We start from the raw sequence: 25,281 nt of genomic DNA on the forward strand, positions 1-25,281 counted from the left end.
CGACATGAAAAAAGTAGCAGTGATTGGAGATGGGATTGTTGGCTCAACAGCCGCTTACTATCTATCCAAATCCCCAGATGTGGAAGTGACTGTCTTTGATGACGGCAAGGGGCAGGCAACCAAGGCAGCCGCTGGCATTATCAGTCCTTGGTTTTCAAAGCGTCGCAATAAGGCTTGGTACAGGATGGCGTGTCTGGGCGCTGATTTTTATCAGGACTTGATTGCAGAACTGAAATCGGCTGGAATCCAGACAGACTTTTACCAACAGACGGGTGTATATCTGCTGAAAAGGGACGAGAGCAAGCTGAAGGAACTTTATGATTTGGCTGCTAATCGTCGGGAAGAGTCGCCCTTAATAGGGGACTTGAGTCTTCTCAGCCGTCAGGAGGCCCAGGAAAAATTTCCAAGCTTGCAAGGTTTTGAGTGGCTTCTATATGCTTCCGGTGGTGCCCGTGTGGAGGGAGCACTCTTGACGGAGACGCTTCTGAAAGCTAGTAAGGCAAAACTAGTTGAGAAAAAGGTAAGCTTGACAGTAGAAGGAGAGCAACTTCTGGTGGATGGTCAGAGCTTTGACTGTGTTATCTTAGCTGTGGGGGCTTGGCTAGGAGAAATCTTGCAGCCGCTAGGCTATGTGACAGATGTTCGACCGCAAAAGGGGCAGCTACGTGATTTTAAACTGGCTGAAAAGACGGATGACTACCCTGTTGTAATGCCTGAGGGCGAGCTGGATATCATTCCCTTTCTAGCAGGCAAGGTCAGCGTCGGTGCCAGTCATGAAAATGATCAGTGCTTTGATTTGACAGTTGATAATACGGTATTGAATCAGTTGCAGCAAGAAGCAGAAACTTATTTGCCGAGGTTGGCTACTGCAGAGATTTTAGGCGAACGCGTGGGAACGCGGGCTTATACCAGCGACTTTTCTCCTTTCTTTGGCGCTGTTCCAGACTTACCGCATGTCTACGCAGCCAGCGGTCTAGGCTCTTCTGGTCTGACAACTGGTCCGCTCATCGGACGCCAATTGGCCCAGATGGCTTTAGGAGAAGCAGGACTGCTAGATCCATCTGACTATCCTATTGAACGGTACGTGGAGAAAGAAGAAGGCACTTAAGGAAAACAAATGATTATAATATTTCTCATTTTACTTTTACTAGTAATATCAATATCAATTTCAATCCCACTTATTCTATTTGCTAGACACAAAAGTCGTTCTCAACATCCTCTTGTTGCTCAAAATAATGGAGGAAATCAGGAACTAGCAAAGAATACAAAAAAGAAAATAGGCTTTGGTGTTTTGGGCTGTTTCCTATCTAGTGTGGCGATCGTTTTTCTCATGGCTCTTGTCTCTATGTTTCTGAATTTCATAGATATATGGGGAGTTTTTGTACGAGTGCCGAAATATGAAATGGTACAGGCTGTTCAGCGCTCTTATAAGCAGAGTGGTTTTGAAGGAACGGTCAGAGTTTTAGATGCCAATAAAAACTATACCTCTTTCGCTGGTTATTTAATCAGCGCTGAGTATTCTGAGGAAATTGAGGGGCAAACGGTTAAGATTGGTGACCGAATTGAATATTACACCTCTCGGGATAAGAAAAATGGAAAAACGGATATTGAGCTACAGCTTGAAAAGGGAGACGCAATTTATCAAGCTTTCCCTAGTATCGCTTATAGGGGACTTGAGCTGAGTCCAGGTTATAGTGAAACTTTACAGACTGTAAAAGATAGTTTTGCAAGAGCGGATAAGAAGAAACTATACCTAGAATCCCTTGATTTTATGATAGATAAGGATGCACCAAATATTGATAAATACGAGGCTCTTATAAAAAAGAATCAGGAAGAAGGCCAGCCTTTGCAGGGCTTGTACCCAATCCCTATTTCTGACATGTTGGAAAAAGAGGCTCTTGCCATTGAAATGAAGGTAACTTTGAACGCGGAGCAGGACGATGGCTCTATCATTAATATTGGTCAAGACCAGAAGAATGATGACAAAATCAAACAGATTTTACAAGAACAGCTAGATTTAACTAAGCTACCGAATGCACGCTATCTTATGGCTATTAGTGTTGGAAATGATAGTAAGCATTCTGGATTCGGTAAATATGAAGTTATTGTTCAAAATCATCAGATCGTTCAATTTTCTATCCAAAATGAAGACTATTAAGTTAGAATAATTTTTTTGGGAGCTTGCTTTAAATAACAGCTTGTGGTTGTGCAAGTGTCATGATTATGCTTTTCTTAAAGTTACTAGTTCTATGTGGAGAGAGAAAGATGAAAAATTTTTTACCAAATGATGTATTTATTAAAGGAGAATTTGATAGCATACGATATTATTTGTACCGAAAAATCATTAGTGATAAGGTCCAAATATGGGTGAATGTCTGGGGTTATCATGGACTGATAGCGGAATCAAATGAAGAGTTTATGGATTTATCATTTCGTGAAATTGAAAGCCGTATTTATTCGATTTGGAGTTTAAATGCGAGATAAAATTATATATGACATAGAAGAAAATATCTTATCTGACTGAATGGAATAGTGAAATATTGGATGAGATATTATGGTTTGTCGATTGCCGAGTAACTTCATTGTATCGGGGAAACCAAGCCGATTTTGTATGATTGATTTTAGAGGATAGGGAGAAGTTATGGACTGGTTACGATCGCAGCCTGTGGTTATGCAGGCATTCTTGGCCGGGTTTTTTACATGGGGGTGTACCATTGTGGGCTCGGCTATTGTATTTTTCTTTAAATCAGGTCAGTCGCAAGCTGCTGGATATTATGATGGGCTTTGCGGCGGGAGCTATGATCTTCGTGGTGGTAGAGGAGTTGATACCGGATTCGCAGACCAATGGCAATACTGATGTGGCGACTTTAGGTCTCATGGTGGGATTCGTTCTCATGATGGTCTTGGATGTCGCTTTGGGATAATGCCAAATTTGAATCAAATAGCGGAAGAAAGCGGAATTTCCGCTATTTTTCTTTTATTTAAGGGGAGTGAAAAGGATGACATCCGCTTTCAAAAATGGTAGAATAAGGAGAATACATTAAGAGAGGAAACTCATATGAAAGGTATTATTCTTGCAGGTGGTTCTGGTACACGTTTGTATCCATTGACCCGCGCTGCGTCAAAACAGCTCATGCCGGTTTATGACAAACCCATGATTTATTATCCACTGTCAACTCTTATGCTGGCTGGTATCAAGGACATCTTGATTATCTCCACTCCGACGGATCTGCCTCGTTTTGAGGATTTGCTGGGAGATGGCTCTGAGTTTGGTATCAAGCTTTCTTATGCAGAGCAGCCAAGTCCGGACGGGCTGGCACAAGCCTTTATCATTGGTGCTGATTTTATTGGAGATGATAATGTAGCGCTGATTCTTGGGGATAATATTTACCATGGACCAGGTCTGAGTAAAATGCTCCAAAATGCTGCTGCTAAGGAAAAAGGAGCAACTGTTTTTGGCTACCATGTCAAGGATCCAGAACGCTTTGGTGTCGTAGAATTTGATGAAGATATGAATGCTATCTCCATCGAAGAAAAACCAGAACAGCCGCGCTCTAACTATGCAGTGACAGGACTGTATTTCTATGATAACGATGTTGTAGAAATTGCCAAGAATATCAAACCAAGTCCTCGCGGGGAACTGGAAATCACAGATGTCAACAAGGCTTACTTGGAACGTGGAGATTTGTCTGTTGAGCTCATGGGACGTGGTTTTGCTTGGTTGGATACAGGTACTCACGAAAGTCTCTTAGAAGCTGCTCAATATATCGAAACAGTTCAGCGTATGCAGAACGTTCAGGTGGCAAATCTAGAAGAAATTGCCTATCGTATGGGCTATATCACTAAAGAGCAAGTGCACGAATTGGCGCAGCCGTTGAAGAAGAATGAATACGGACAATACTTGCTCCGTTTGATTGGAGAAGCGTAAGAAGATGACAGAACAATTTTTTGATAAGGAATTAGCAGCGCGTGAAGTTCCCGGAATTCCAGGTATGCTGGAATTTGATATCCCTGTACGAGGGGACAACCGAGGCTGGTTTAAGGAGAATTTCCAAAAGGAAAAAATGCTGCCGCTAGGCTTTCCTGTAAGCTTCTTTGCAGAAGGAAAACTGCAAAATAATGTCAGCTTTTCTCGTAAAAATGTCCTGCGTGGCCTTCATGCTGAGCCTTGGGACAAGTACATCTCTGTTGCTGATGACGGCAAGGTGCTGGGATCTTGGGTAGACCTGCGTGAAGGTGAGACCTTTGGCAATACTTACCAGACAGTAATCGATGCCAGCAAGGGAATTTTTGTGCCACGTGGCGTCGCCAACGGCTTCCAAGTCCTTTCTGACACGGTTTCCTATAGCTATCTGGTGAATGACTACTGGGCTTTGGAACTCAAACCTAAGTATGCCTTTGTCAACTATGCAGACCCTGCTTTAGGCATCCAGTGGGAAAACCTAGAAGCAGCAGAAGTCTCAGAAGCAGATAAGAACCATCCATTACTGAAGGATGTCAAACCATTAAGAAAAGAAGATTTGTAAGAAGAAAAGTGGATGTTTATTTTTATCATTTCCATTTTTAACTTTTTGAAAACTCTATTTTCTGCTTTTTTAATCGCTTTTGCTCTTTTAATATTTCAAAAATTTATCCTGATTCTAATTTCATTTTGGAGACAAGAAAATCAATGACTGAATACAAAAAAATTATCGTGACAGGTGGAGCTGGTTTTATCGGTTCTAACTTTGTCCATTATGTTTACAATAACTTTCCAGATGTCCATGTGACAGTGCTGGACAAGCTGACTTACGCGGGGAATCGTGCCAATATTGAAGAAATTTTAGGTGACCGTGTTGAGTTGGTTGTTGGAGATATTGCTGATGCAGCCTTGGTAGATAAGCTGGTAGCTGAAGCTGATGCTATCGTTCACTATGCAGCAGAAAGCCACAATGATAACTCGCTCAATGACCCGAGTCCATTTATCCACACCAACTTCATCGGAACTTACACACTCTTGGAAGCAGCACGTAAATACGACATTCGTTTCCACCATGTGTCGACTGATGAAGTCTATGGAGATCTTCCTCTGCGTGAAGATTTGCCAGGTCATGGAGAAGGTCCAGGTGAGAAATTTACGGCTGAAACCAAGTACAATCCAAGCTCACCATACTCATCAACCAAGGCAGCTTCAGACTTAATCGTTAAAGCTTGGGTGCGTTCATTTGGCGTCAAAGCGACCATTTCTAACTGTTCAAACAACTATGGTCCTTACCAACATATTGAGAAATTTATTCCGCGCCAAATCACCAATATCTTGAGCGGTATCAAGCCAAAACTTTACGGTGAAGGTAAAAACGTCCGTGACTGGATTCATACCAATGACCATTCATCAGGTGTTTGGACAATTTTGACCAAGGGTCAAATCGGTGAAACTTACTTGATCGGTGCTGACGGTGAGAAGAACAACAAGGAAGTGCTGGAACTTATTCTCAAGGAAATGGGGCAACCGGCTGATGCTTATGACCATGTGACCGATCGTGCAGGTCACGACCTTCGCTATGCTATTGATGCTAGCAAGCTTCGCGATGAGCTAGGATGGAAGCCAGAGTTTACCAACTTTGAAGCGGGTCTCAAAGAGACCATCAAGTGGTACACGGACAACCAAGACTGGTGGAAATCAGAAAAAGAAGCAGTCGAGGCCAACTATGCTAAGACGCAACAAGTGATTAAGTAAGTCTTGTTATACAGGCAATATACGACTAAGAGGCTGGGACAAAAGTCCTAGCCTCTCAATTGTCTTTGGATTGTCGAGTAAGACGCAGTGGTTGAGTGGGCTCTACTACGCTGATTTCATCAGCTTTTACAGCCCTACTCAACTGTGCGGAGGTGGGACAACGAAATCGAATTCTAACGAATTACCGATTTCTGTCCCACTCTCTTTTTCATAGGATTGTTAGTCTCTTAATCTCTTTATTACAGAAAATGATGGAAAAATAGTGTAAAATGAGATAAATCCTTTCTGTGTTTTCAGCTAAGGATATTTCTCAAAGTAAAGGAAGACAAAAATGAAATTGATCAAAAGATTGGTAGGAATTGTCTTGGTGCTGTTGCTTGCAGCAGTACTATTTCTGGTTCCTTCCTCTATCAATCCAAGTGAGCAATTAAAAAACGTTCAAGCAAATACTTCGTGGGAAAGTATGATTGAGCCGACTTTAAACAATGCTAATGTGACGGCTCAGGGAGTCAGCACAGAGGTCTCTCTCAATAGCGTCCAGCTCAATCAGGTGCTCAAGTCTTCGCTGACCGATAGCGAGAATCAGGAGCTGCTGAATGGTGCTTACAGTATTGAAGGCAATAAGCTGCGCATCCAGTATCCAGTTAAGTTATTTTTCATTGATAGTAAGCTAGATCTAGAGGTGGATGTGACGGTGAAGGGGAGTGCCTTATACATCACAATTGATAGTGCCAAGCTGGGCATCCTTCCTATCCCTAAATCTTGGGTGACTGGCATGCTGAAGCAGCAACTGCAGACCTCTAATTCGACTATCACGACGGAGGGAGATAGTTTCCTTCTATCTCTGCCGCAGAGTCCGTTCAGCATTGACAAAATCAGTCTGCAGAATGGAGTTGCTAAAATCCAGATCAGTATGGCTTATGGAATTCAATGATTTTAAAATCTAATTTAAACCAAATTTCTAGATTGAAGAAAAGGCCTATTTTAGGTGACGTTCTTCAATCTTTTTATATTTAAGAAATTAATTGAACAGAGCATGATGAAAATACCATATTTTGTAACTTTGTAGGTAGTAATTAGGAATATTAAAAAATTCAGACAATTCTTTAAAATTATGCTAAAATGAAGAAAAGGAGGGGAAACGATGAAATTTTACTCAATAGATCCAAATGTTGATGTGGTTGAAACTCCAGTTGAAGAGCAAGGACGTCTCATCCGCCATTTGCACCTTGCTAAAGGAAAACAAATTCCTGAACATAGCGCAGATGCTCTTGTTACAGTTGTCTGTCTAGAAGGAAAAGTAGATTTTACTGCCTTGGGAGAAACTGTACAATTGGTACTGGGAAGTTTTCTGACAATGGAGCCGAATGAACTTCATAGTTTATATGGCGTAGAAGAGAGCCATGTTTTAGTGATTCAGCAGTTGCTTTATCCGTGATCTACTCGAACAGAGGCTCTTTCAACATTAACTCAAGGAATTTTCCTATTTCTTGAGTTTTTTTATTCTATTTTCCAAGAGGGCTTTGTCGCTAATTTTATGCTATAATAAATACTATGCAAACTAAACCAACTTCTGCCTATGTGCATATTCCTTTTTGTACCCAGATTTGTTATTACTGCGATTTTTCCAAGGTTTTTATCAGAAATCAACCAGTAGATTCTTATCTGGAGCATTTGATTGAGGAGTATCATTCTTACGACATCCAAAAGCTCCGTACCCTCTATATCGGAGGTGGGACCCCGACGACTCTATCAGCACCTCAGTTGGCTTTTTTGCTGGAAAAGCTGACGGACAAGCTGGACTTGTCTTATCTAGAAGAGCTGACCATTGAAGCCAATCCCGGGGATTTGGATGAGGAGAAGATTGCTGTACTAAAAGACTCGCCTGTCAATCGGGTTTCGCTGGGCGTCCAGACTTTTAATGACCGCATGCTTAAGCAGATTGGCCGCAGTCACTCGGAAAAGGATATCTATGAGAACATTGCCAATCTCAAAAAAGCAGGTTTTGACAATATCTCAATTGACCTGATTTATGCCCTGCCCAAGCAGACCATGGAAGATGTGAAAATCAATGTAGCCAAGGCCATTGCCCTGGACATTCCTCACATGAGTCTGTACAGCTTGATTTTGGAAAATCACACAGTATTCATGAATCGGATGCGGCGCGGAAAGCTACCTCTGCCCAAGGAAGACTTGGAAGCGGAGATGTTTGAATACATTATAGCTGAGCTCGAAAAGGCCGGCTTCGAGCATTATGAAATTTCAAACTTTTCCAAGCCAGGCTTTGAGAGCCGCCACAATCTCATGTATTGGGACAATGCGGAATATTATGGTATTGGAGCGGGAGCGTCTGGCTATGTCGATGGCATCCGCTATAAAAACCACGGGCCCATTCGTCATTATCTGCAGGCGGTGGAAGCGGGCAATGCCCGTGTGCAGGAAGAAGTGCTGACGCTGAAAGAAAAGATGGAAGAAGAGATGTTTCTCGGACTGCGGAAGAATTCAGGTGTTTCTAAAAAGCGCTTCGAGGAAAAATTCGATCTTTCTTTTGAAGATCAGTACGGAGCTGTTGTGTCTGAGCTGACTGAGCAAGGCTTGCTAGTGCCAGACAAAGACATAGTGCGCATGACCAAACAAGGCCTCTTTTTGGGCGATACGGTTGCTGAGAAATTTATATTGGAGTAAATCATGGGCTTAACTTATCAAATGAAAATGAAAATTCCCTTTGATATGGCGGATATGAACGGCCATATCAAGTTGCCAGATGTCATCTTGCTGTCCTTGCAGGTGTCGGGCATGCAGTCGATTGAGCTGGGTGTCAGCGACAAGGATATGTTGGAGCAGTATAATCTGGTCTGGATTATCACGGACTATGATATTGATGTGGTTCGTTTGCCTCGTTTTGCAGAGGAAATCACTATTGAGACAGAGGCCTTGACCTACAATCGGCTCTTTTGCTACCGTCGCTTCACGATTTTTGATGAGGCGGGTGAAGCAATTATACAGATGATGGCAAGCTTTGTCCTCATGGACCGAGATAGCCGTAAGGTTCATGGGGTGGAGCCTGAGATTGTTGCACCTTATCAGTCTGACTTTTCTAAGAAATTGCTGCGCGGTCCCAAGTATCCAAACTTGGAAAATCCTATCAGTAAGGACTACCATGTGCGCTTTTACGACTTGGATATGAACGGTCATGTCAATAATAGCAAGTATCTGGACTGGATTTTTGAGGTCATGGGAGCAGACTTCCTTACCCAGCATATTCCTCAGAAAATCAACCTGAAGTATGTCAAAGAAGTCCGGCCGGGCGGGATGATTGCCTCTAGATATGAACTAGACGGTCTGCAGAGCACTCACCAGATTTCCAGTGACGGCGATGTCAATGCACAAGCTATCATCACTTGGCAAGAGATTGAAAAAGATTAGAAAGTAATGTATGACTTATAAAGGATATTTGATTGATTTAGACGGGACGATTTATAAGGGAAAGAGCCGGATTCCAGCAGGAGAGGTCTTTGTGCATGAGCTGCAGAAGCGCAAGATTCCCTATCTTTTCGTGACCAATAACACTACGCGCACGCCAGAAGCCGTGAAGACCATGTTGGCTGAGAATTTCAATATTGAAACGCCGCTTGAGACTATTTACACAGCGACTTTAGCGACCATTGACTATATGCAGGAGAAAAATCTGGGCAAAAAAGTCTATGTCATCGGTGATGTCGGACTTAAACAGGCTATTGAAGAGGCTGGCTATATAGAAGACACAGAAAATCCAGACTATGTCGTCGTGGGATTGGACTGGGAAGTGGACTATGAGAAGCTGACCCTAGCGACTTTGGCTATTCAAAAGGGCGCTCACTTTATTGGGACCAATCCTGATCTCAATATTCCGACGGAGCGAGGTCTGCAGCCGGGAGCGGGCGCTATCAACGCCCTCTTGGAAGCAGCCACTCGGGTTCAGCCGACCTTTATCGGCAAGCCGAATGCCATCATCATGGAAAAAGCCATTGAGCATCTAGGGTTGGCGCGTGAAGAAGTGGTCATGGTGGGTGATAACTATCTGACAGATATTCGAGCGGGAATTGACAATGGTATTCCGACGCTCTTGGTCACGACAGGCTTTACCTTGCCAGAAGAGGTGCCAAATCTGCCAATTCAGCCGACACATGTCTTGTCTAGTCTAGCGGAGTGGGACTTTGATGCGTGATAAGGTAAGATTTTCAGCCAGCGTCTTGTGCTTGCTGGCAACAGCGATATTGCTAACCATTTATCTGGCCTGGCTCTTATACCCAATGGAGATTTCTTATTTCAACCTACCAGATAAAGTTCATTTGAAAGCAGAGACTATCCAATATAATTTCAACATTTTGCTGAATTACTTGACCAATCCTTTTAGTCAGAAGCTGTCGATGCCTGATTTTCGCTCGTCAGCAGCAGGTCTGCATCATTTTCAAGCGGTTAAGTATCTTTTTCACTTGGCGCAAGCTATTTTTTTAGTTACTCTGCCTGCTTTGATTTTCTTTATCCAAAAAGTGGTCAAAAAAGGATTTTTAGCTCTTTATCAAAGAAGCTTATTTATCTTGAGCGTATTGCCATTTGTCATGATTTGTTTGGCCGGCTTGATTGGTTTTAACAATTTTTTTACGCTCTTTCATCAAGTTCTCTTTGTTGGTGATAGTACCTGGTTATTTGATCCAGCCAAGGATCCAGTCATCTGGATTTTGCCAGAAGAATTTTTCATGCACACCTTTATTCTTTTTGCTCTTCTTTATGAAGGAATCTTTTTAAGTTTGTATTTTTTCAGTAGAAAGACTCGTAGCTAATAATAACAAAGGAGATTTTATGAATACGTTACCTGAGCCTTTAAATCCCAAGAAAGATTTGGGGAGATTTTCAGCAAGCTGCTTCACTTATTCTATCGTGATGCTTGTGGTCGTTATCCTTTATACTATCTTTTCCTATTTCTTTGTTCTTTTTCAGCAGGGCTTTGATATAGGTAAGACTGAGGAATTTGTGAAAAGTTTTATGGATAAAGATGGCGGTTCCTACATTATAGCTTCTTGTGTGGGAGTGCTCATTTTCACGATTTTCAGGGGCAAGCAGCTTTTTACTCGAGATTTGCGCAAGAAAAATAAGAAAATGACAGCCAAAGTCTTCTTCTTCATGATTTGCTTCTTGTTTTTTTCTCAACTCTTTAGTTCTTTGACGAGTCAAATCATGAACGCTATTTTGTCGCTCTTTGGCTTGGATCTTTCTGAGATTTTATCACAGGATTTTAGCTCTCATTCAATCACCATGTTTATCTATACCACCATCATGGCACCGATTACGGAGGAGATTATTTTTCGGGGAGCAGGCTTGCGGGCTTTGGAAAAACACGGAAAAGTTTTTGCCATTATTATGACGGCTCTGCTTTTCGGTCTATTCCATGAAAATCTCTATCAGGTGTATTTTGCAGCTCTGATTGGTCTGGGATTTGGTTACATCGCTTTTGAATATTCTATTTTCTGGGTAATTTTCTTCCATATTTTCAATAATTTGGTCATCGCAGAAGGACTTGATTTCCTGACTAACTATATCCCAGAAAGCATCGTGATTCTCATAAATTATGCATTGATGACTGCAGGAACTACGGTAGTATTGATTGTACTTATTTTAAATAGGTCGAAGATTAAAGCCTACATTACTGAAAATAAATCTCAGCCCGGCACATATAGGCAAGCCTTTAAATCAGTCTGGTTCTGGGTATTTTCAATCTTATGTGTGTTTGCTGCCTTTTTACCGATCCTTCTTGTCTATATCACTACAAGATAATAAAGAAATTAAAAGAAGTCTAACAGACTTCTTTTTTCTATATTCTAAAATAAATGGATTATTTTGAAAGAAATTGATAGAAAATGCTTGACTTTGAAACTTAATCTTGTATAATAGAACTGTAATCGATTGCAGAGGAGGTATTCTATGCTGAAGTCGAAAAGAAAGCAGCTGATTCTCGAAAAAGTTACCAAAGATAAATTTGTGTCTTTAGAGTATCTAGTACAAGCTTTAAACACTTCAGAATCAACTGTTAGAAGAGATTTGGATGAGCTTGAAAGCGAGCGGAAGTTGAGGCGTGTGCATGGTGGTGCCGAGAGTCTTCACTTTTTGCAGGAGGAAGAAAGCAACCAAGAAAAATCTATCAAAAACATTCAAGAAAAAACTAAGATTGCTCAAAAAGCAGCCAGCTTGATTCAAGAATACGATGTCATTTTTATTGATGTAGGGACAACCAATGAACTCTTAGTCAATGAATTGCACGATCCGAGCGTGACGGTGGTGACTAACTCTATCCATCATGCGACTAAGTTGGTGGAGCGCAACATTCCCGCTGTGATTATTGGTGGTGTCGTGAAACGCTCGACAGATGCCAGTATCGGTGGTGTCGCTCTAAATCAAATCGGTCAGCTGAATTTTGACAAGGCTTTTATCGGGATGAATGGAATTGACAGTGGATTTTTCACAACTCCGGATATGGAAGAAGGAGCAGTGAAACGCGCTATTCTGGAAAATGCCAAGAGAACCTATGTTTTGGCTGATTCTTCAAAGTTGGGGCAGACATCTTTTGCAAAAGTGGCCCCAATATCGCGCGCAAGGCTCATTACAAACCAGACAGAATCTGACGTGATTCAAAAGATTAAAGAAAAAACGGAGGTAATAGAAGTATGATTTATACAGTCACACTCAATCCATCCATTGACTATATCGTTCGCTTGGACCAAGTTCAAGTCGGTAGTGTCAATCGTATGGACAGTGATGATAAGTTTGCTGGTGGGAAAGGAATCAATGTCAGTCGTGTCTTGAAACGCTTGGGTATTCCCAATACAGCGACTGGATTTATCGGAGGCTTTACTGGTAAATTTATCACAGATACTCTGGCAGAAGAAGAAATCGAGACACGTTTTGTCCAAGTGGCGGAAGATACGCGTATCAACGTTAAAATCAAAGCAGACCAAGAAACAGAAATCAATGGAACGGGTCCAAATGTTGAACCAGCTCAGCTAGAAGAATTGAAAGCTATTTTATCTAGTTTGACAGCAGAAGATACGGTTGTATTTGCGGGTTCAAGTGCTAAGAACTTGGGAAATGTCATCTACAAGGAGCTGATTGCCTTGACGCGCCAGACTGGGGCGCAAGTGGTTTGTGACTTTGAAGGACAGACCTTGATTGATAGTTTGGACTACCAGCCACTTTTGGTCAAACCAAATAATCACGAACTTGGAGCTATCTTTGGAGTGAAACTGGAAAGCTTAGACGAAATCGAGAAATATGCTCGAGAATTGCTGACTAAAGGTGCTCAAAATGTCATTATCTCTATGGCTGGGGACGGTGCCCTTCTTGTCACATCTGAGGGAGCTTACTTCGCTAAACCAATCAAGGGAACAGTGAAAAATTCAGTAGGAGCTGGCGACTCCATGGTTGCCGGATTTACAGGTGAGTTTGTAAAATCAAAAGATGCAGTAGAAGCCTTCAAATGGGGAGTGGCCTGCGGAACGGCAACTACTTTCTCGGATGACTTGGCAACAGCGGAATTTATTAAAGAAACATATGAAAAAGTTGAGGTAGAAAAACGATGAAAATTCAAGACCTATTGAGAAAAGATGTCATGTTGCTGGATTTGCAGGCAACTGAAAAAACAGCTGTCATTGAAGAGATGATTAAAAGTTTGGTCGATCACGGTTATGTGACGGATTTTGAAATTTTTAAAGAAGGAATCTTAGCGCGTGAGGCCTTGACCTCAACTGGTTTGGGTGAGGGGATTGCTATGCCCCATAGCAAAAACTCTGCTGTCAAAGAAGCGACTGTTCTCTTTGCTAAGTCAAACAAGGGTGTTGACTATGAAAGTTTGGATGGTCAGCCAACTGATCTCTTCTTCATGATTGCAGCTCCAGAAGGTGCCAATGATACTCACTTGGCAGCCTTGGCAGAATTGTCTCAATACTTGATGAAAGACGGTTTTGCTGACAAATTACGTAAAGTATCTTCACCAGACGAAGTTATCGCTCTTTTTGACCAAGCGTCTGAAAAGGCAGCTGAACCAGCAACTGTTGCTCCTGCCAACGAATCTGGGGACTTCCTCGTAGCTGTTACAGCTTGTACAACAGGGATTGCCCACACTTACATGGCTCAAGAAGCCCTTCAAAAGGTGGCTGCTGAAATGGGTGTCGGCATCAAGGTTGAAACCAATGGTGCCAGCGGTGTTGGCAACAAACTGACAGCAGAAGACATCAAGAAAGCGAAAGCAGTCATCATCGCAGCAGACAAGGCTGTTGAAATGGATCGTTTTGACGGCAAACCTTTAATCAGTCGCCCGGTTGCAGACGGTATTCGCAAGACAGAAGAACTCATCAATCTGGCTCTTTCTGGCAATGCCGAAGTTTACAAGGCTGCTAATGGTGGCGCTGCAGTAGCTAGCAGCAATGAAAAACTTAGCTTGGGCGGAGCTTTTTACAAGCACTTGATGAGCGGTGTTTCTCAAATGTTGCCATTCGTTATTGGCGGCGGGATTATGATTGCCATTGCCTTCTTGCTGGATCAGATCTTAGGTGTGCCAAAGGATCAGCTTTCTAATCTGGGAAGCTATCATGAGATTGCAGCTCAATTTAAAGCAATTGGTGGTGCAGCCTTTGGCTTCATGTTGCCAGTATTGGCTGGTTATATCGCTTACTCAATCGCTGAAAAGCCAGGTTTGGTTTCTGGTTTCGTAGCCGGTGCAATTGCTAGCAGCGGTGCATCATTTGGTGGTGTTGCCTATGCTGCAGGTGGTGAGAAGACACTCTCTCTAGCGGGTGTATCATCTGGTTTCCTTGGAGCTCTGGTTGGTGGTTTCTTAGCTGGTGGTGTGATTTTAGTCCTTCGCAAATTACTTGCTGGTCTGCCTCGCTCACTTGAAGGTATCCGCTCCATCTTGCTCTTGCCACTTCTGGGTGTTCTTGTGACTGGATTTGTCATGTTGGCTGTTAATATTCCAATGGCAGCAATCAATACAGCCCTCAACGATTTCCTTGCTAGTCTAAGCGGAAGCTCTGCGGTTCTTCTCGGTCTCTTAGTCGGTGGTATGATGGCTGTCGATATGGGTGGACCAGTGAACAAAGCAGCCTATGTATTTGGTACAAGTACGCTGGCAAGCACTGTCTCAACTGGTGGTTCTCCAGTCATGGCAGCGGTTATGGCAGCCGGAATGGTTCCACCGCTTGCAGTATTCGTGGCAACTCTGCTTTTCAAAGATAAATTTACTACTGAAGAACGTGATTCTGGTTTGACAAATATCGTCATGGGGCTTTCTTTCATCACAGAAGGTGCGATTCCTTTTGGAGCTGCTGACCCAGCCCGTGCAATTCCAAGCTTTATCGTCGGTTCAGCTCTTACAGGTGCACTTGTCGGTCTGTCTGGCATCAAACTTATGGCTCCTCACGGAGGAATCTTCGTTATCGGTTTGACTAACAACCCAATCCTTTACCTTGTGTATGTTTTGATTGGTGCAGTTGTCAGCGGTATTCTTTTCGGATATTTGCGTAAACCACTGGAAAAATAAAACATATGCGAAAGAATCTTGATGGTCTATCAAGATTCTTTTTGCTATAATTTGAATAGATGGGATAAGATCATGAAAACATATACAGATAAGTTAGTTGTGAATATGAAAGCAGAAGTTGCTTGGGAAGCATTGAAAATGATGGATAGATGGCTCCCTAGTTTGTCAACAAATTAAGCCATCTACTTTGAAGGTGGAGAAGACTTTTTCTACGAAGGAAGAAAGTACCATATTGTGACAAAAGAAGGGATAAAAATGTCTTGCGAAATAAGCGAGGTCAATGAGGAAGTCTTTTGGATTGAGATACATGCGAGACATTCTCTTCTGCATTCGATTTTAAATTGTCAAGTGATTCCTTTGACTTCTTCGACCTGCCAATTGGTAAGAACACAATCTTATCCAGGCTTTGTTGGATTTTTATTTAATCTATTCTTTAAGCGTAGAGAAGCAGGAGAGACGAGCGAGTATTTGGAAGTATGGAAGAATTACGCCCAGAATCATCTTCAGACTTTGTGAGAATTCGCCACCATCTCCTATCTGATAGAGTTCCGAAAACAATTATCGCTAGAAAGATACATCAAATTATGTTATAATGGACTATCGTATATTTTTAGGAGAATAGTAATGGAATTACAACGTGAACAAGAATTTGTCAGCCAGTATCATTTTGATGCACGCAATTTTGAATGGGAAAAGGAAAATGGAACACCTGAAACAAAAGTTGACGTGAATTTTCAGCTGATTGAAAGAAATGAAGAAAAGAATTCAACATCCATGATTGTGATTTTGACTTTCATGATTGTGTTTGATCGTTTTGTGATCAGTGGAACGATTACGCAGACAAATCATATTCAAGGACGTTTGGTAGAGGAACCTAGTGAGTTTGAGCATGAAGAGGTGGAAGAATTGGCGCGTCCTTGCTTGACCATGCTCAATCGTTTGACTTATGAAGTGACTGAGATTGCGCTAGATTTACCAGGTATTAATTTGGAGTTCTAATGATGAAATTAGCGGTTATAACGGATTCGTCCGCTTTTTTACCGGATAGCCTTCGTGGAAATGACCATCTTTTTGTGCTCGATATTCCAGTAGTGATTGCTGGAGAGACTTATGTGGAAGGAAAAAATCTGACAGCCAGTGAGTTTTATGAGAAGATGACTGCTGCAGATGATTTGCCAAAGACAAGTCAGCCTAGTGTGGCGGAGTTAGAGGAGACGTTGACGCGTCTTGCTGGCGAGGATTACACGCATGTGTTGGGGCTCTTTTTATCCAGTGGGATTTCAGGATTTTATCAAAATATCCAGTATCTCAAGGACGAGTTTTCTGACCTAGAAATCGCCTTTCCTGATTCAAAAATCACCAGTGCTCCGCTTGGCCTCATGGTTGAAAATGCTTTGACTTGGGCTGCTGAAGGGCAGGATTTTGAAGAGATTTTGATTAAGATTCAGCGACAAATTGATGGAACCAGTGCTTTTATCATGGTTGACGACTTGAATCATCTGGTTAAGGGCGGTCGCTTGTCCAATGGCGCAGCTATTTTGGGTAATCTCTTGAGTATCAAGCCGATTCTGTATTTTAACGATGCAGGTGTTATCGAAGTCTTTGAAAAGATTCGGACGGAAAAGAAAGCGATTAAGAGATTGATTGAAGTAGTGGAGGAAAAAACTGCCTCTGCTTCCTATCAAGTCATGGTGATTCATGGGAATGCTGAAGAGAAGGCGGAAAGCTTACGCCAGCAACTGATGGAGGCTGGCATCGCGGATGACATTCCTCTGGCTACCTTTGGTAGTGTGATTGGAACTCACTTGGGTGAGGGCAGCGTCGCATTGGCCTACATTCCGCTAGTCTAGAGTTTTGTAGGGTGCTTAGTCAAGAATAGAGAGAGGTTTTAGATGAGTATAAAAGTCATTATTGCTGGTTTCAAGGGAAAGATGGGACAAGCAGCCTATAAGATGGTAACAGAAGATTCTGAGTTGGCATTGGCCGGTCTGCTAGATCCTTTTACAGATGAAAAGGAAGTAGCGGGAGTTCCAGTTTTCAATACTAAAGAAGAACTTGCTGGTCTTCAGGCGGATGTCTGGATTGACTTTACGACTCCCAAAGTGGCTTATGAAAATACTCGCTTCGCTCTTGAGAATGGCTTTGCTCCGGTGGTCGGAACGACTGGTTTCACGCCTGAGCAGATTGAAGATTTGACCCAACTATCTCGTCAAAAGCGTCTGGGCGGTTTGATTGCGCCGAATTTTGCTCTAGGAGCGGTTTTACTTATGCAGTTTGCAGCCCAAGCAGCCAAGTATTTCCCAGATGTGGAAATTATTGAGCTGCATCATGACAACAAGAAGGATGCACCGAGTGGCACGGCTATCAAAACAGCTGAATTAATCAGTCAAGTTCGGACAAGCAAGCAGCAGGGAGCGGCTGATGAGGAAGAATCCTTGGCTGGTGCCCGTGGAGCTGACTTTGACGGCATGCGGATTCACTCAGTGCGTTTGCCAGGCTTGGTCGCTCATCAGGAAGTTATCTTTGGTAGTCAAGGAGAAGGGCTGACTTTGCGGCATGACTCCTATGACCGAGTTTCCTTTATGACTGGAGTAAATCTGGGTATCAAAGAAGTAGTCAAGCGCTCTGAATTGGTCTATGGATTGGAACATTTACTATGAGATTAGAGAAGATGCCTTCTGAGTTTCAGGAGGCTTTGCCAGTATTAGAGAAGATTAAAGAGGCTGGTTTTGAGGCTTATTTTGTCGGTGGTTCTGTACGAGACGCTCTGTTGAATCGGCCGATTCACGATGTGGATATTGCCAGTTCGGCCTATCCTGAGGAAATCAAAACAATCTTTCCTCGGACTGTTGATGTCGGTATTGAACATGGAACGGTTCTGGTCTTGGAAGGCCAGGGAGAATACGAAATAACGACCTTTCGGACTGAGGATGTCTATGTGGACTACCGCAGGCCTAGTCAGGTCTCTTTTGTGCGCTCTTTGGAAGAGGATTTGAAGCGCAGGGATTTTACTATCAATGCTCTTGCTTTAGATCAGAAGGGGGAGATTGTGGACCTCTTTAACGGTTTGGCAGATATGGAAAATCGCACTCTTCGGGCAGTCGGAGTGGCTGCAGAGCGTTTTAATGAAGATGCCCTCCGCATCATGCGGGGCTTTCGTTTTCAGGCTGGTTTAGACTTTGATTTGGAAGAGTTGACCTTTCAGGCTATGGCAGACTGTGCGCCGCTTTTGGAGAAGATATCGGTAGAACGGATTTTTATCGAGTTTGACAAGCTCCTGATGGCACCTTTCTGGCGAAAAGGTCTGGAGAGCCTGATTAAAGCTGCTGCCTACGACTTTCTTCCTGATATGAAAGATTCAGCAGAAGCTTTGCAGGAACTATTAGACAGTTTAGAAGAAGATTTTCGATTTTCTAGTTCTGAGCAGGCTTGGGCTGCGCTTCTACTGGCTTTGAAAGTAAAAGATGTTCGGAAGTTCTTGAAGCATTGGAAAACGTCCAATGACTTTCAAAAGCGAGTGAATCAGCTGGTAGCTGTTTATGAGATTCGGCAGGAACGGAGCCTTTCTAAGCGCGATTGCTATCATTATGACTTTGATTTGATTCTGCAGGCAGAAAGGTTAAGACAGGCAGCAGGTTTGTCAGTTGAGTTTGAGGCTATTGAGGCTACACATGCTGCTCTGACCATTTATGATAAACACGAGATTGTAGTGACGGGCAGTCATTTGATTCGAGATTATGGCTTTAACCCCGGACCAGAATTGGGACAAATCCTGACTAAAATTGAATTGGCCATTGTCGACGGAGAATTGGCAAATAGCAAGGAAGAGATAATGAACTATATTAAGGAGCAAGTTGGATGAGTGACTTTATCGTTGAAAAGCTGAGTAAGTCTGTCGGGGATAAGACAGTCTTTCAAGAGATTTCTTTTATCATTCACGACTTGGATCGGATTGGACTGATTGGAGTCAATGGGACAGGAAAGACCACCCTTTTAGATGTCTTGTCTGGCAAATCAGGTTTTGATGGTGATGTCTATCCTTTTTCAGCAAAATCTGACTATAAAATCTCCTATTTGACTCAGGAACCAGACTTCGATGAAGACAAGACAGTCTTGGATACTGTTTTGTCCAGTGATTTGCGAGAAATGCAGCTCATTCGAGAATATGAACTGCTCATGGCAGCTTATGATGAAGCTAAGCAAGCTCGTCTGGACAAGGTCATGGCAGAAATGGATTCGCTGCATGCTTGGGAAATTGAAAGTCAGGTAAAAACCGTTCTATCCAAGCTTGGTATCTCGGACTTGGCAGCAAAAATCAACCAGCTTTCTGGTGGTCTACGCCGGCGAGTTCAGTTGGCGCAGGTCCTACTTTCAGAAGCGGACTTGCTGCTGCTGGACGAGCCGACCAACCATCTGGATATTGATACGATTGAGTGGCTGACAAATTTCCTGAAAAATTCAAAGAAGACAGTCCTCTTTATTACTCATGACCGCTATTTTTTGGATAATATTTCCACGCGGATTTTTGAATTAGACGGCGGGAGCTTGATTGAGTATCAGGGCAACTATCAGGATTATGTCCGACTCAAGGCTGAGCAGGATGAGCGCGATGCTGCCCTGCTACACAAGAAACAGCAGCTTTACAAGCAGGAGTTATCTTGGATGCGCCGTCAGCCTCAGGCGCGGGCGACCAAGCAGCAAGCACGTATCAATCGTTTCCATGACCTTAAAAGTGATTTGGCGGGTCAGACCAATCAGACGGACTTAGAGATGAACTTTGAAACCAGTCGTATTGGGAAGAAGGTCATCGAGTTTAGAGATGTGGATTTTGCATACGGAGACAAGCAGATTTTGTCGCATTTCAATCTCTTGCTGCAAAATAAAGATCGACTGGGCATTGTCGGAGATAATGGAGTGGGCAAGTCTACTTTGCTCAATCTAATTGCTGGTCAGTTGCAGCCTCAGTCTGGTCAGGTTATAATTGGTGAAACAGTCCGAGTGGCTTATTTTTCTCAGCGTATTGAAGGTCTAGATGAGTCCAAGCGGGTCATCAATTACTTGCAGGAAGTAGCAGAAGAAGTTAAGAGTGGTAGCGGGTCGACATCCATTGCTGAGCTCTTGGAGCAGTTTCTCTTTCCTCGCTCAAGCCACGGCACTTTGATTGAGAAATTGTCTGGTGGAGAAAAGAAGCGGCTTTACCTGCTCAAGCTTTTATTAGAAAAGCCCAATGTCCTGCTTCTGGACGAGCCGACCAATGATTTGGATATCGCAACTTTAACAGTTCTAGAAAATTTCCTGCAGGGCTTTGCAGGGCCAGTAATTACAGTTAGCCACGATCGGTATTTCCTCGATAAGGTAGCCAGCAAGATTTTAGCTTTTGAGGATGGTCAGGTCAAGGAGTTCTTTGGCAACTACACGGACTATCTGGATGAAAAGGCTTTTAGACAATCCAGCGCAGCTATTTCCCAAAAGAAAGAAAAGGAAAAGTCAGTCAAGGCGCGGGAGCAGAAGAAGCGGATGAGCTACTTTGAAAAGCAAGAGTGGGAGACCATCGAGGCGGATATCGAGAAGCTGGAAGCACGCATCGCCGCCATTGAGACGGAGATGGAGCAGAACGGCTCAGACTTTACTAAGCTTTCGGAACTCCAGAAGGAGCTGGATGACAAGAATGAGCAGCTTCTTGAAAAGTATGAGCGCTATGAGTATCTGAGTGAGTTGGAGTAGGATAGTACGTAGTATATTCGTTATGGATACAAGTTTGTGAGGGAAAATGATGGAAATACCGATTTATAGCCAGCCTAGTCAGGAAATCAAGGATCAGCTTTTTGAGCTGGTTCAAAGTTGTCACGTTACAGATGGGACCTATCGTCTTCCTTATCTGGATAATGCCTATAATTTTGATGGGGATATGCCAACCTTTTTTCTGGCAAATTTAGATCATCAAACGGTCGGTTTTTTATCGGTTTATGCGGATGAGCCCGGTCAAGCAGAGGTATCTGTCTATATGTTGCCTGACTATCGCAGACAGGGCATAGGGAGCGCTCTTTTGCAGGAATTTTCCAAAATTGCAGAGAAATACGATTTATCCCAAATCGAATACATCAGTGAAGTCAAGTTTTTAGCAGATCATCCGACCTTTGCTGAGAAGTTTGATTATGATTTGAAAGAAACGGAAATCTGGCTGGAGCAGGCAGCGGGAAATTTTCCTGAAGAAGAAAAAGACGACGTGGAAGTTTTGCTGGGTAGAAAGGAAATGGTTGCAGATATTGCAGCGTTTCAGTCGCAGATTTTTGAAATGCCCATGGATACTGCGCTTCACTATGCCAGTCAAGCACTGGAGAGCCCAGATAGCCTGCTCTATGTCCTGAAAAAAGACGGTCAGATTGTGGCGTCTTGCTCAGTGGATACAAGTTTTGGAAGTAATCATCTGTTCGCCTTAGCTGTGGATCAAGCCTTTCAGGGACAGGGACTGGGGAGTCACCTAGTCAGGTCTATCCTGAATGACCTTTCTGGCCGAAATGGACAAGTCTGTCAAATCGTAGTAGAAGCTCAAAATATTGGTGCCTTAAGACTGTATGAAAGATTAGGCTTTAAACGAAAATCGGAAACAGTTTATTTAAAGAGAAAATAGAAGAATTATCTTTCGAAGAAAAGAGCTTTTAAGGTTAGGAGATCTGTTGATGATAAAGAGAAAAGAGCCATACTTGGTTCAGGCGGGCTTGGTGCTAGGCCTACTAGCCTTGGGAAATTTAGTCGGTGATGTCAGTCAGTTCTTGCGCTATCTTTTAGCAGGTCTGGCACTCTTGTTTTTCCTCCATCTAGTGATGGGAATGCTGACGCATACCAAGCAAGTCAAAGAGCAACTAGGTCAAGCGCTAGTGGCCTCGGTCTTCCCGACCTTTTTTATGCAGGGAATGGTAGCTTCGACTTATCTAGCGAGCTGGACTTTCTTGGGGAATTTTGCCCAAATTAGTGCGCAAGTGCTGTGGTGGCTGAGCTTTAGCGGGCTGGTTTTCTTGATGGTCTACTATATTCTAGCTTTTGTATTTCCTTTCAAGTGGGAGAATGTCCTTCCTGCTTGGACGGTCTTATTTGTCGGGATTGGTGTCGCTCCTCTGACAATTGCAGTTCCCCAGCAGTTAGTTTTGGGGCAGCTGGTCTTTTGGTACGGACTTTTAGCGACTATTTTGGTCTTGCCAATCGTCCTTTATAAAACTTATAAAATCGGCTTAGCAGAGAATGTTCGTCCAAACACGACAACGATTTGTGCGCCTATTTCCTTGATGACAGCGGCTTATGTGGCGACTTTTCCTCAGCTAAATCCTGTCTTGTTGAGCTTGCTCTTGATTTCAGGACAATGCTTTTATGCCTTTATTTTGTGGCAACTTCCTCGTTTGCTCAATCGTCCTTTTTCGGCAGGATTTTCTGCCTTTACCTTCCCCTTGGTCATTTCGGCTGTGGCCTTGAAGCAATCTTTAAACGCATTGAATCTTGGTCTAGCTGGGCAAATTCTGCTTACTTTTGAGGTCTTAATAGCCCTGCTCGTCGTTCTTTATGTCACCTTCTTGTATGCAAAGGATATTTTGGGCAAATGAGGCAGATTTCGGAGATGTATTTCCAAGAGGAAAGTCACTGCCTACCTTTGAGGAAGGCTGAGTTTATGATATAATTAGGAGTATTTGTAAAAGGAAAAAGATATGAATATTCAACAATTGCGTTATGTAGTGGCCATTGCCAACAGCGGAACCTTCCGTGAAGCAGCAGAAAAAATGTATGTCAGCCAGCCCAGTCTATCTATCGCGGTGCGAGATTTGGAAAAGGAACTGGGATTTAAGATTTTCCGCCGGACAAGTAGCGGAACCTTTCTGACTCGGCGCGGCATGGAATTTTACGAGAGAGCTCAGGAATTGGTCAAAGGCTTCGATGTCTTTCAAAATCAGTATGCTAATCCTGAAGAGGAAAAGGATGAATTTTCCATTGCCGGGCAGCACTATGACTTTTTGCCGCCTTTGATTACGGAGTTTTCTCAGAAGTATCCAGAATATAAGAATTTCCGGATTTTTGAATCAACGACCGTGCAGATTTTGGACGAAGTAGCCCAAGGCCACAGCGAGATTGGGATTATTTATCTCAACAATCAGAATAGCAAGGGCATTATGCAGCGGGTGGAGAAGCTCGGCTTGGAGGTCATTGAGCTAATTCCTTTCCAGACCCACATTTATTTGCGGGAAAATCATCCTCTGACTCAAAAGGAAGAGTTGGTCATGGAGGACTTGGCAGATTTGCCGACGGTTCGCTTCACTCAGGAAAAGGACGAGTATCTCTATTATTCAGAGAATTTTGTCGATACCAGTGCCAGCTCCCAGATGTTTAATGTAACGGACCGGGCTACGCTGAATGGGATTTTGGAGCGGACGGATGCTTATGCAACGGGCTCCGGTTTCTTGGACAGCAATAGTGTCAATGGGATCACTGTCATTAAGCTCCGAGACAATTTGGATAATCGCATGGTTTATGTCAAGCGGGAAGACGTGGACTTGAGTCAGGTTGGAGAAGCCTTTGTAGCTGTTATGAAAGAATATTTTGCACAGAAAAGAGAAGTATGAAACGAAAGATTACCATTCCTTTTTTAGTTGTTCTTTTGATTGTTCTTGATCAAGCGGTCAAGTATTATATTGTTTCCAATTTTTCCTTGGGGCAGGTCAGGAAGTTTATTCCTAAGATTGTCAGTTTGACTTACTTGAGAAATACTGGTGCCGCCTTTTCTATCTTGGAAAATCAGCAGTGGTTTTTCGCCTTGATTACCTGTACCGTGATTGGAGTTGCTGTTTGGTATCTGATTAAAAATATTCAGGGCTCCAAATGGTTGCTGTCCGGACTAATTCTAATTATTGCTGGTGGTTTGGGCAATTTCATTGACCGGATCCAGCAGGGATTTGTAGTGGATATGTTCCAGTTAGATTTTGTCAATTTTGCTATTTTTAACGTAGCGGATATGTACCTGACTGTTGGAGTAGCGATTTTATTACTGGTAATTTTGAAGGAAGAAACAAATGGAATTGAAAATTGATGCAACTGCCGCAGGCCTGCGTTTGGACAAGGCAGTGGCTGATCTGACAGAGCTGTCCCGTGGTTTAGCCAATGAGCAGATAAAAAATGGCCAGATTTTGGTCAATGGAGAGACAAAAAAAGCTAAGTATGCCGTCAAAGAAGGTGATGTCATTTCCTATGAAGTACCTGAGCCAGAAGTGGTTGAGTATGTGGCAGAGGATCTTCCGCTAGAAATCGTCTATCAGGATGAGGATGTTGCTGTCGTCAACAAGCCGCAAGGCATGGTGGTTCACCCGTCAGCTGGCCATACCAGCGGTACTCTGGTCAATGCTCTCATGTACCACATCAAAGACCTTTCTGGCATCAATGGTGTGTTGCGTCCGGGGATTGTCCATCGCATTGATAAGGACACTTCTGGCCTTTTGATGATTGCCAAGAATGACCAAGCCCATCTGGCACTTGCAGACGAGCTCAAGGATAAGAAATCCCTGCGAAAATACTGGGCGATTGTGCATGGAAATCTGCCTAATGACCGCGGAGTGATTGAGGCACCGATTGGCCGTAGTGAAAAAGATCGCAAGAAACAGGCGGTTACAGCCAAGGGGAAACCCGCTCTGACACGTTTCCAAGTCTTGGAACGTTTTGGGGAATATACGCTGGTTGAGCTGCAGCTGGAGACGGGGCGGACGCATCAAATCCGTGTCCATATGGCTTATATCGGCCATCCAGTCGCTGGCGATGAGGTTTATGGACCTCGTAAGACTCTGAAGGGCCATGGTCAATTTTTGCACGCGCGAACACTGGGCTTCACCCATCCTCGGACTGGCGAAGTGCTGGAATTTACGGCTGAAGCGCCAGCTATTTTCCTAGAAACTCTTGAAAAACTCAGAAAAGTCCATGACTAATCGTCTCCGTATTTATGAGACTTTAGATAAATGGAAAA

General features: G+C 43.2%; 26 protein-coding genes and 2 pseudogenes. All 28 read left to right on the forward strand.

Translation table 11 applies throughout. The features are described 5' to 3' along the window. Positions 1–4 precede the first annotated feature (4 nt). On the forward strand, positions 5–1,108 hold the full coding sequence (locus tag FZ941_RS00450; protein ID WP_148886419.1) for an FAD-binding oxidoreductase: 1,104 nt from the start codon (positions 5–7) through the stop codon (positions 1,106–1,108). Positions 1,109–1,117: 9 nt separating this feature from the next. Beyond that, positions 1,118–2,158 (forward strand): hypothetical protein, encoded by a 1,041-nt coding sequence (locus FZ941_RS00455; RefSeq protein ID WP_148886420.1) that lies wholly within the window; start codon positions 1,118–1,120, stop codon positions 2,156–2,158. A 107-nt stretch (positions 2,159–2,265) separates the two neighbouring features. Beyond that, entirely contained in the window at positions 2,266–2,484 is a 219-nt protein-coding gene (locus FZ941_RS00460) for a hypothetical protein (protein ID WP_148886421.1), read from the forward strand. Between the two features lie 157 nt (positions 2,485–2,641). Next, positions 2,642–2,805, forward strand: a pseudogene (locus FZ941_RS10875) (ZIP family metal transporter); the annotation flags it as partial. After that, positions 2,781–2,924: pseudogene (locus FZ941_RS10880) on the forward strand (zinc transporter); the annotation flags it as partial. The pseudogenes FZ941_RS10875 and FZ941_RS10880, both read left to right, overlap by 25 nt. A gap of 134 nt (positions 2,925–3,058) precedes the next feature. Beyond that, positions 3,059–3,928, forward strand: coding sequence for a glucose-1-phosphate thymidylyltransferase RfbA (gene rfbA / locus FZ941_RS00475; RefSeq protein ID WP_148886423.1), 870 nt, complete (start codon positions 3,059–3,061; stop codon positions 3,926–3,928). Positions 3,929–3,932: 4 nt separating this feature from the next. Next, positions 3,933–4,526 (forward strand): dTDP-4-dehydrorhamnose 3,5-epimerase family protein, encoded by a 594-nt coding sequence (locus tag FZ941_RS00480; protein ID WP_148886424.1) that lies wholly within the window; start codon positions 3,933–3,935, stop codon positions 4,524–4,526. Between the two features lie 143 nt (positions 4,527–4,669). Beyond that, complete coding sequence (gene rfbB, locus FZ941_RS00485; RefSeq protein WP_148886425.1) at positions 4,670–5,716, forward strand: dTDP-glucose 4,6-dehydratase; 1,047 nt, start codon at positions 4,670–4,672, stop codon at positions 5,714–5,716. Positions 5,717–6,047: 331 nt separating this feature from the next. Then, complete coding sequence (locus FZ941_RS00495) at positions 6,048–6,650, forward strand: hypothetical protein (RefSeq protein ID WP_148886426.1); 603 nt, start codon at positions 6,048–6,050, stop codon at positions 6,648–6,650. 210 nt (positions 6,651–6,860) lie between these two features. Then, complete coding sequence (locus tag FZ941_RS00500; RefSeq protein WP_148886427.1) at positions 6,861–7,154, forward strand: AraC family ligand binding domain-containing protein; 294 nt, start codon at positions 6,861–6,863, stop codon at positions 7,152–7,154. A 116-nt stretch (positions 7,155–7,270) separates the two neighbouring features. After that, positions 7,271–8,401, forward strand: a complete 1,131-nt coding sequence (hemW, locus tag FZ941_RS00505) for a radical SAM family heme chaperone HemW (RefSeq protein WP_148886428.1) — start codon at positions 7,271–7,273, stop codon at positions 8,399–8,401. A 3-nt stretch (positions 8,402–8,404) separates the two neighbouring features. Then, on the forward strand, positions 8,405–9,142 hold the full coding sequence (locus FZ941_RS00510) for an acyl-[acyl-carrier-protein] thioesterase (protein WP_148886429.1): 738 nt from the start codon (positions 8,405–8,407) through the stop codon (positions 9,140–9,142). A 10-nt stretch (positions 9,143–9,152) separates the two neighbouring features. After that, the gene (locus FZ941_RS00515) at positions 9,153–9,923 is read left to right on the forward strand and encodes a TIGR01457 family HAD-type hydrolase (protein ID WP_148886430.1); all 771 of its coding nucleotides are present in this window, start codon (positions 9,153–9,155) and stop codon (positions 9,921–9,923) included. Further along, entirely contained in the window at positions 9,916–10,539 is a 624-nt protein-coding gene (locus FZ941_RS00520) for a TIGR01906 family membrane protein (RefSeq protein ID WP_148886431.1), read from the forward strand. The genes FZ941_RS00515 and FZ941_RS00520 overlap by 8 nt, the downstream gene beginning before the upstream one ends. Before the next feature lie 19 nt (positions 10,540–10,558). Beyond that, positions 10,559–11,530 (forward strand): CPBP family intramembrane glutamic endopeptidase, encoded by a 972-nt coding sequence (locus FZ941_RS00525; protein ID WP_148886432.1) that lies wholly within the window; start codon positions 10,559–10,561, stop codon positions 11,528–11,530. A gap of 147 nt (positions 11,531–11,677) precedes the next feature. Beyond that, positions 11,678–12,421 (forward strand): DeoR/GlpR family DNA-binding transcription regulator, encoded by a 744-nt coding sequence (locus FZ941_RS00530; RefSeq protein ID WP_148886433.1) that lies wholly within the window; start codon positions 11,678–11,680, stop codon positions 12,419–12,421. Beyond that, positions 12,418–13,329 (forward strand): 1-phosphofructokinase, encoded by a 912-nt coding sequence (pfkB, locus tag FZ941_RS00535; RefSeq protein ID WP_148886434.1) that lies wholly within the window; start codon positions 12,418–12,420, stop codon positions 13,327–13,329. Before FZ941_RS00530 ends, pfkB begins: the two co-directional genes overlap by 4 nt. Further along, entirely contained in the window at positions 13,326–15,287 is a 1,962-nt protein-coding gene (locus FZ941_RS00540; RefSeq protein WP_148886435.1) for a fructose-specific PTS transporter subunit EIIC, read from the forward strand. Before pfkB ends, FZ941_RS00540 begins: the two co-directional genes overlap by 4 nt. 624 nt (positions 15,288–15,911) lie before the next feature. Then, positions 15,912–16,286, forward strand: a complete 375-nt coding sequence (locus tag FZ941_RS00550; protein ID WP_015605101.1) for a DUF1149 family protein — start codon at positions 15,912–15,914, stop codon at positions 16,284–16,286. A 2-nt stretch (positions 16,287–16,288) separates the two neighbouring features. Further along, a complete protein-coding gene (locus FZ941_RS00555) occupies positions 16,289–17,137 on the forward strand; it encodes a DegV family protein (RefSeq protein ID WP_148886862.1) in 849 nt (282 codons plus the stop codon). Between the two features lie 42 nt (positions 17,138–17,179). Beyond that, the gene (gene dapB, locus FZ941_RS00560; RefSeq protein WP_148886436.1) at positions 17,180–17,947 is read left to right on the forward strand and encodes a 4-hydroxy-tetrahydrodipicolinate reductase; all 768 of its coding nucleotides are present in this window, start codon (positions 17,180–17,182) and stop codon (positions 17,945–17,947) included. After that, a complete protein-coding gene (locus FZ941_RS00565; RefSeq protein ID WP_148886437.1) occupies positions 17,944–19,149 on the forward strand; it encodes a CCA tRNA nucleotidyltransferase in 1,206 nt (401 codons plus the stop codon). The genes dapB and FZ941_RS00565 overlap by 4 nt, the downstream gene beginning before the upstream one ends. Then, a complete protein-coding gene (locus FZ941_RS00570; RefSeq protein ID WP_148886438.1) occupies positions 19,146–21,011 on the forward strand; it encodes an ABC-F family ATP-binding cassette domain-containing protein in 1,866 nt (621 codons plus the stop codon). The genes FZ941_RS00565 and FZ941_RS00570 overlap by 4 nt, the downstream gene beginning before the upstream one ends. 49 nt (positions 21,012–21,060) lie before the next feature. After that, on the forward strand, positions 21,061–21,918 hold the full coding sequence (locus FZ941_RS00575) for a GNAT family N-acetyltransferase (protein ID WP_148886863.1): 858 nt from the start codon (positions 21,061–21,063) through the stop codon (positions 21,916–21,918). Positions 21,919–21,967: 49 nt separating this feature from the next. Further along, positions 21,968–22,882 carry a TDT family transporter gene (locus FZ941_RS00580; protein WP_148886439.1) on the forward strand — a complete coding sequence of 305 codons (915 nt, stop codon included), beginning with the start codon at positions 21,968–21,970 and terminating at the stop codon, positions 22,880–22,882. 102 nt (positions 22,883–22,984) lie between these two features. Continuing rightward, a complete protein-coding gene (locus tag FZ941_RS00585; protein ID WP_148886440.1) occupies positions 22,985–23,893 on the forward strand; it encodes a LysR family transcriptional regulator in 909 nt (302 codons plus the stop codon). Then, positions 23,890–24,357 carry a signal peptidase II gene (lspA, locus tag FZ941_RS00590; RefSeq protein ID WP_148886441.1) on the forward strand — a complete coding sequence of 156 codons (468 nt, stop codon included), beginning with the start codon at positions 23,890–23,892 and terminating at the stop codon, positions 24,355–24,357. Before FZ941_RS00585 ends, lspA begins: the two co-directional genes overlap by 4 nt. Continuing rightward, the gene (locus FZ941_RS00595; protein WP_148886442.1) at positions 24,341–25,243 is read left to right on the forward strand and encodes an RluA family pseudouridine synthase; all 903 of its coding nucleotides are present in this window, start codon (positions 24,341–24,343) and stop codon (positions 25,241–25,243) included. Before lspA ends, FZ941_RS00595 begins: the two co-directional genes overlap by 17 nt. Positions 25,244–25,281: the final 38 nt, after the last annotated feature.

The sequence above is a fragment of the Streptococcus sp. Marseille-P6264 genome, assembly GCF_902460355.1.
GTDB lineage: Bacteria > Bacillota > Bacilli > Lactobacillales > Streptococcaceae > Streptococcus.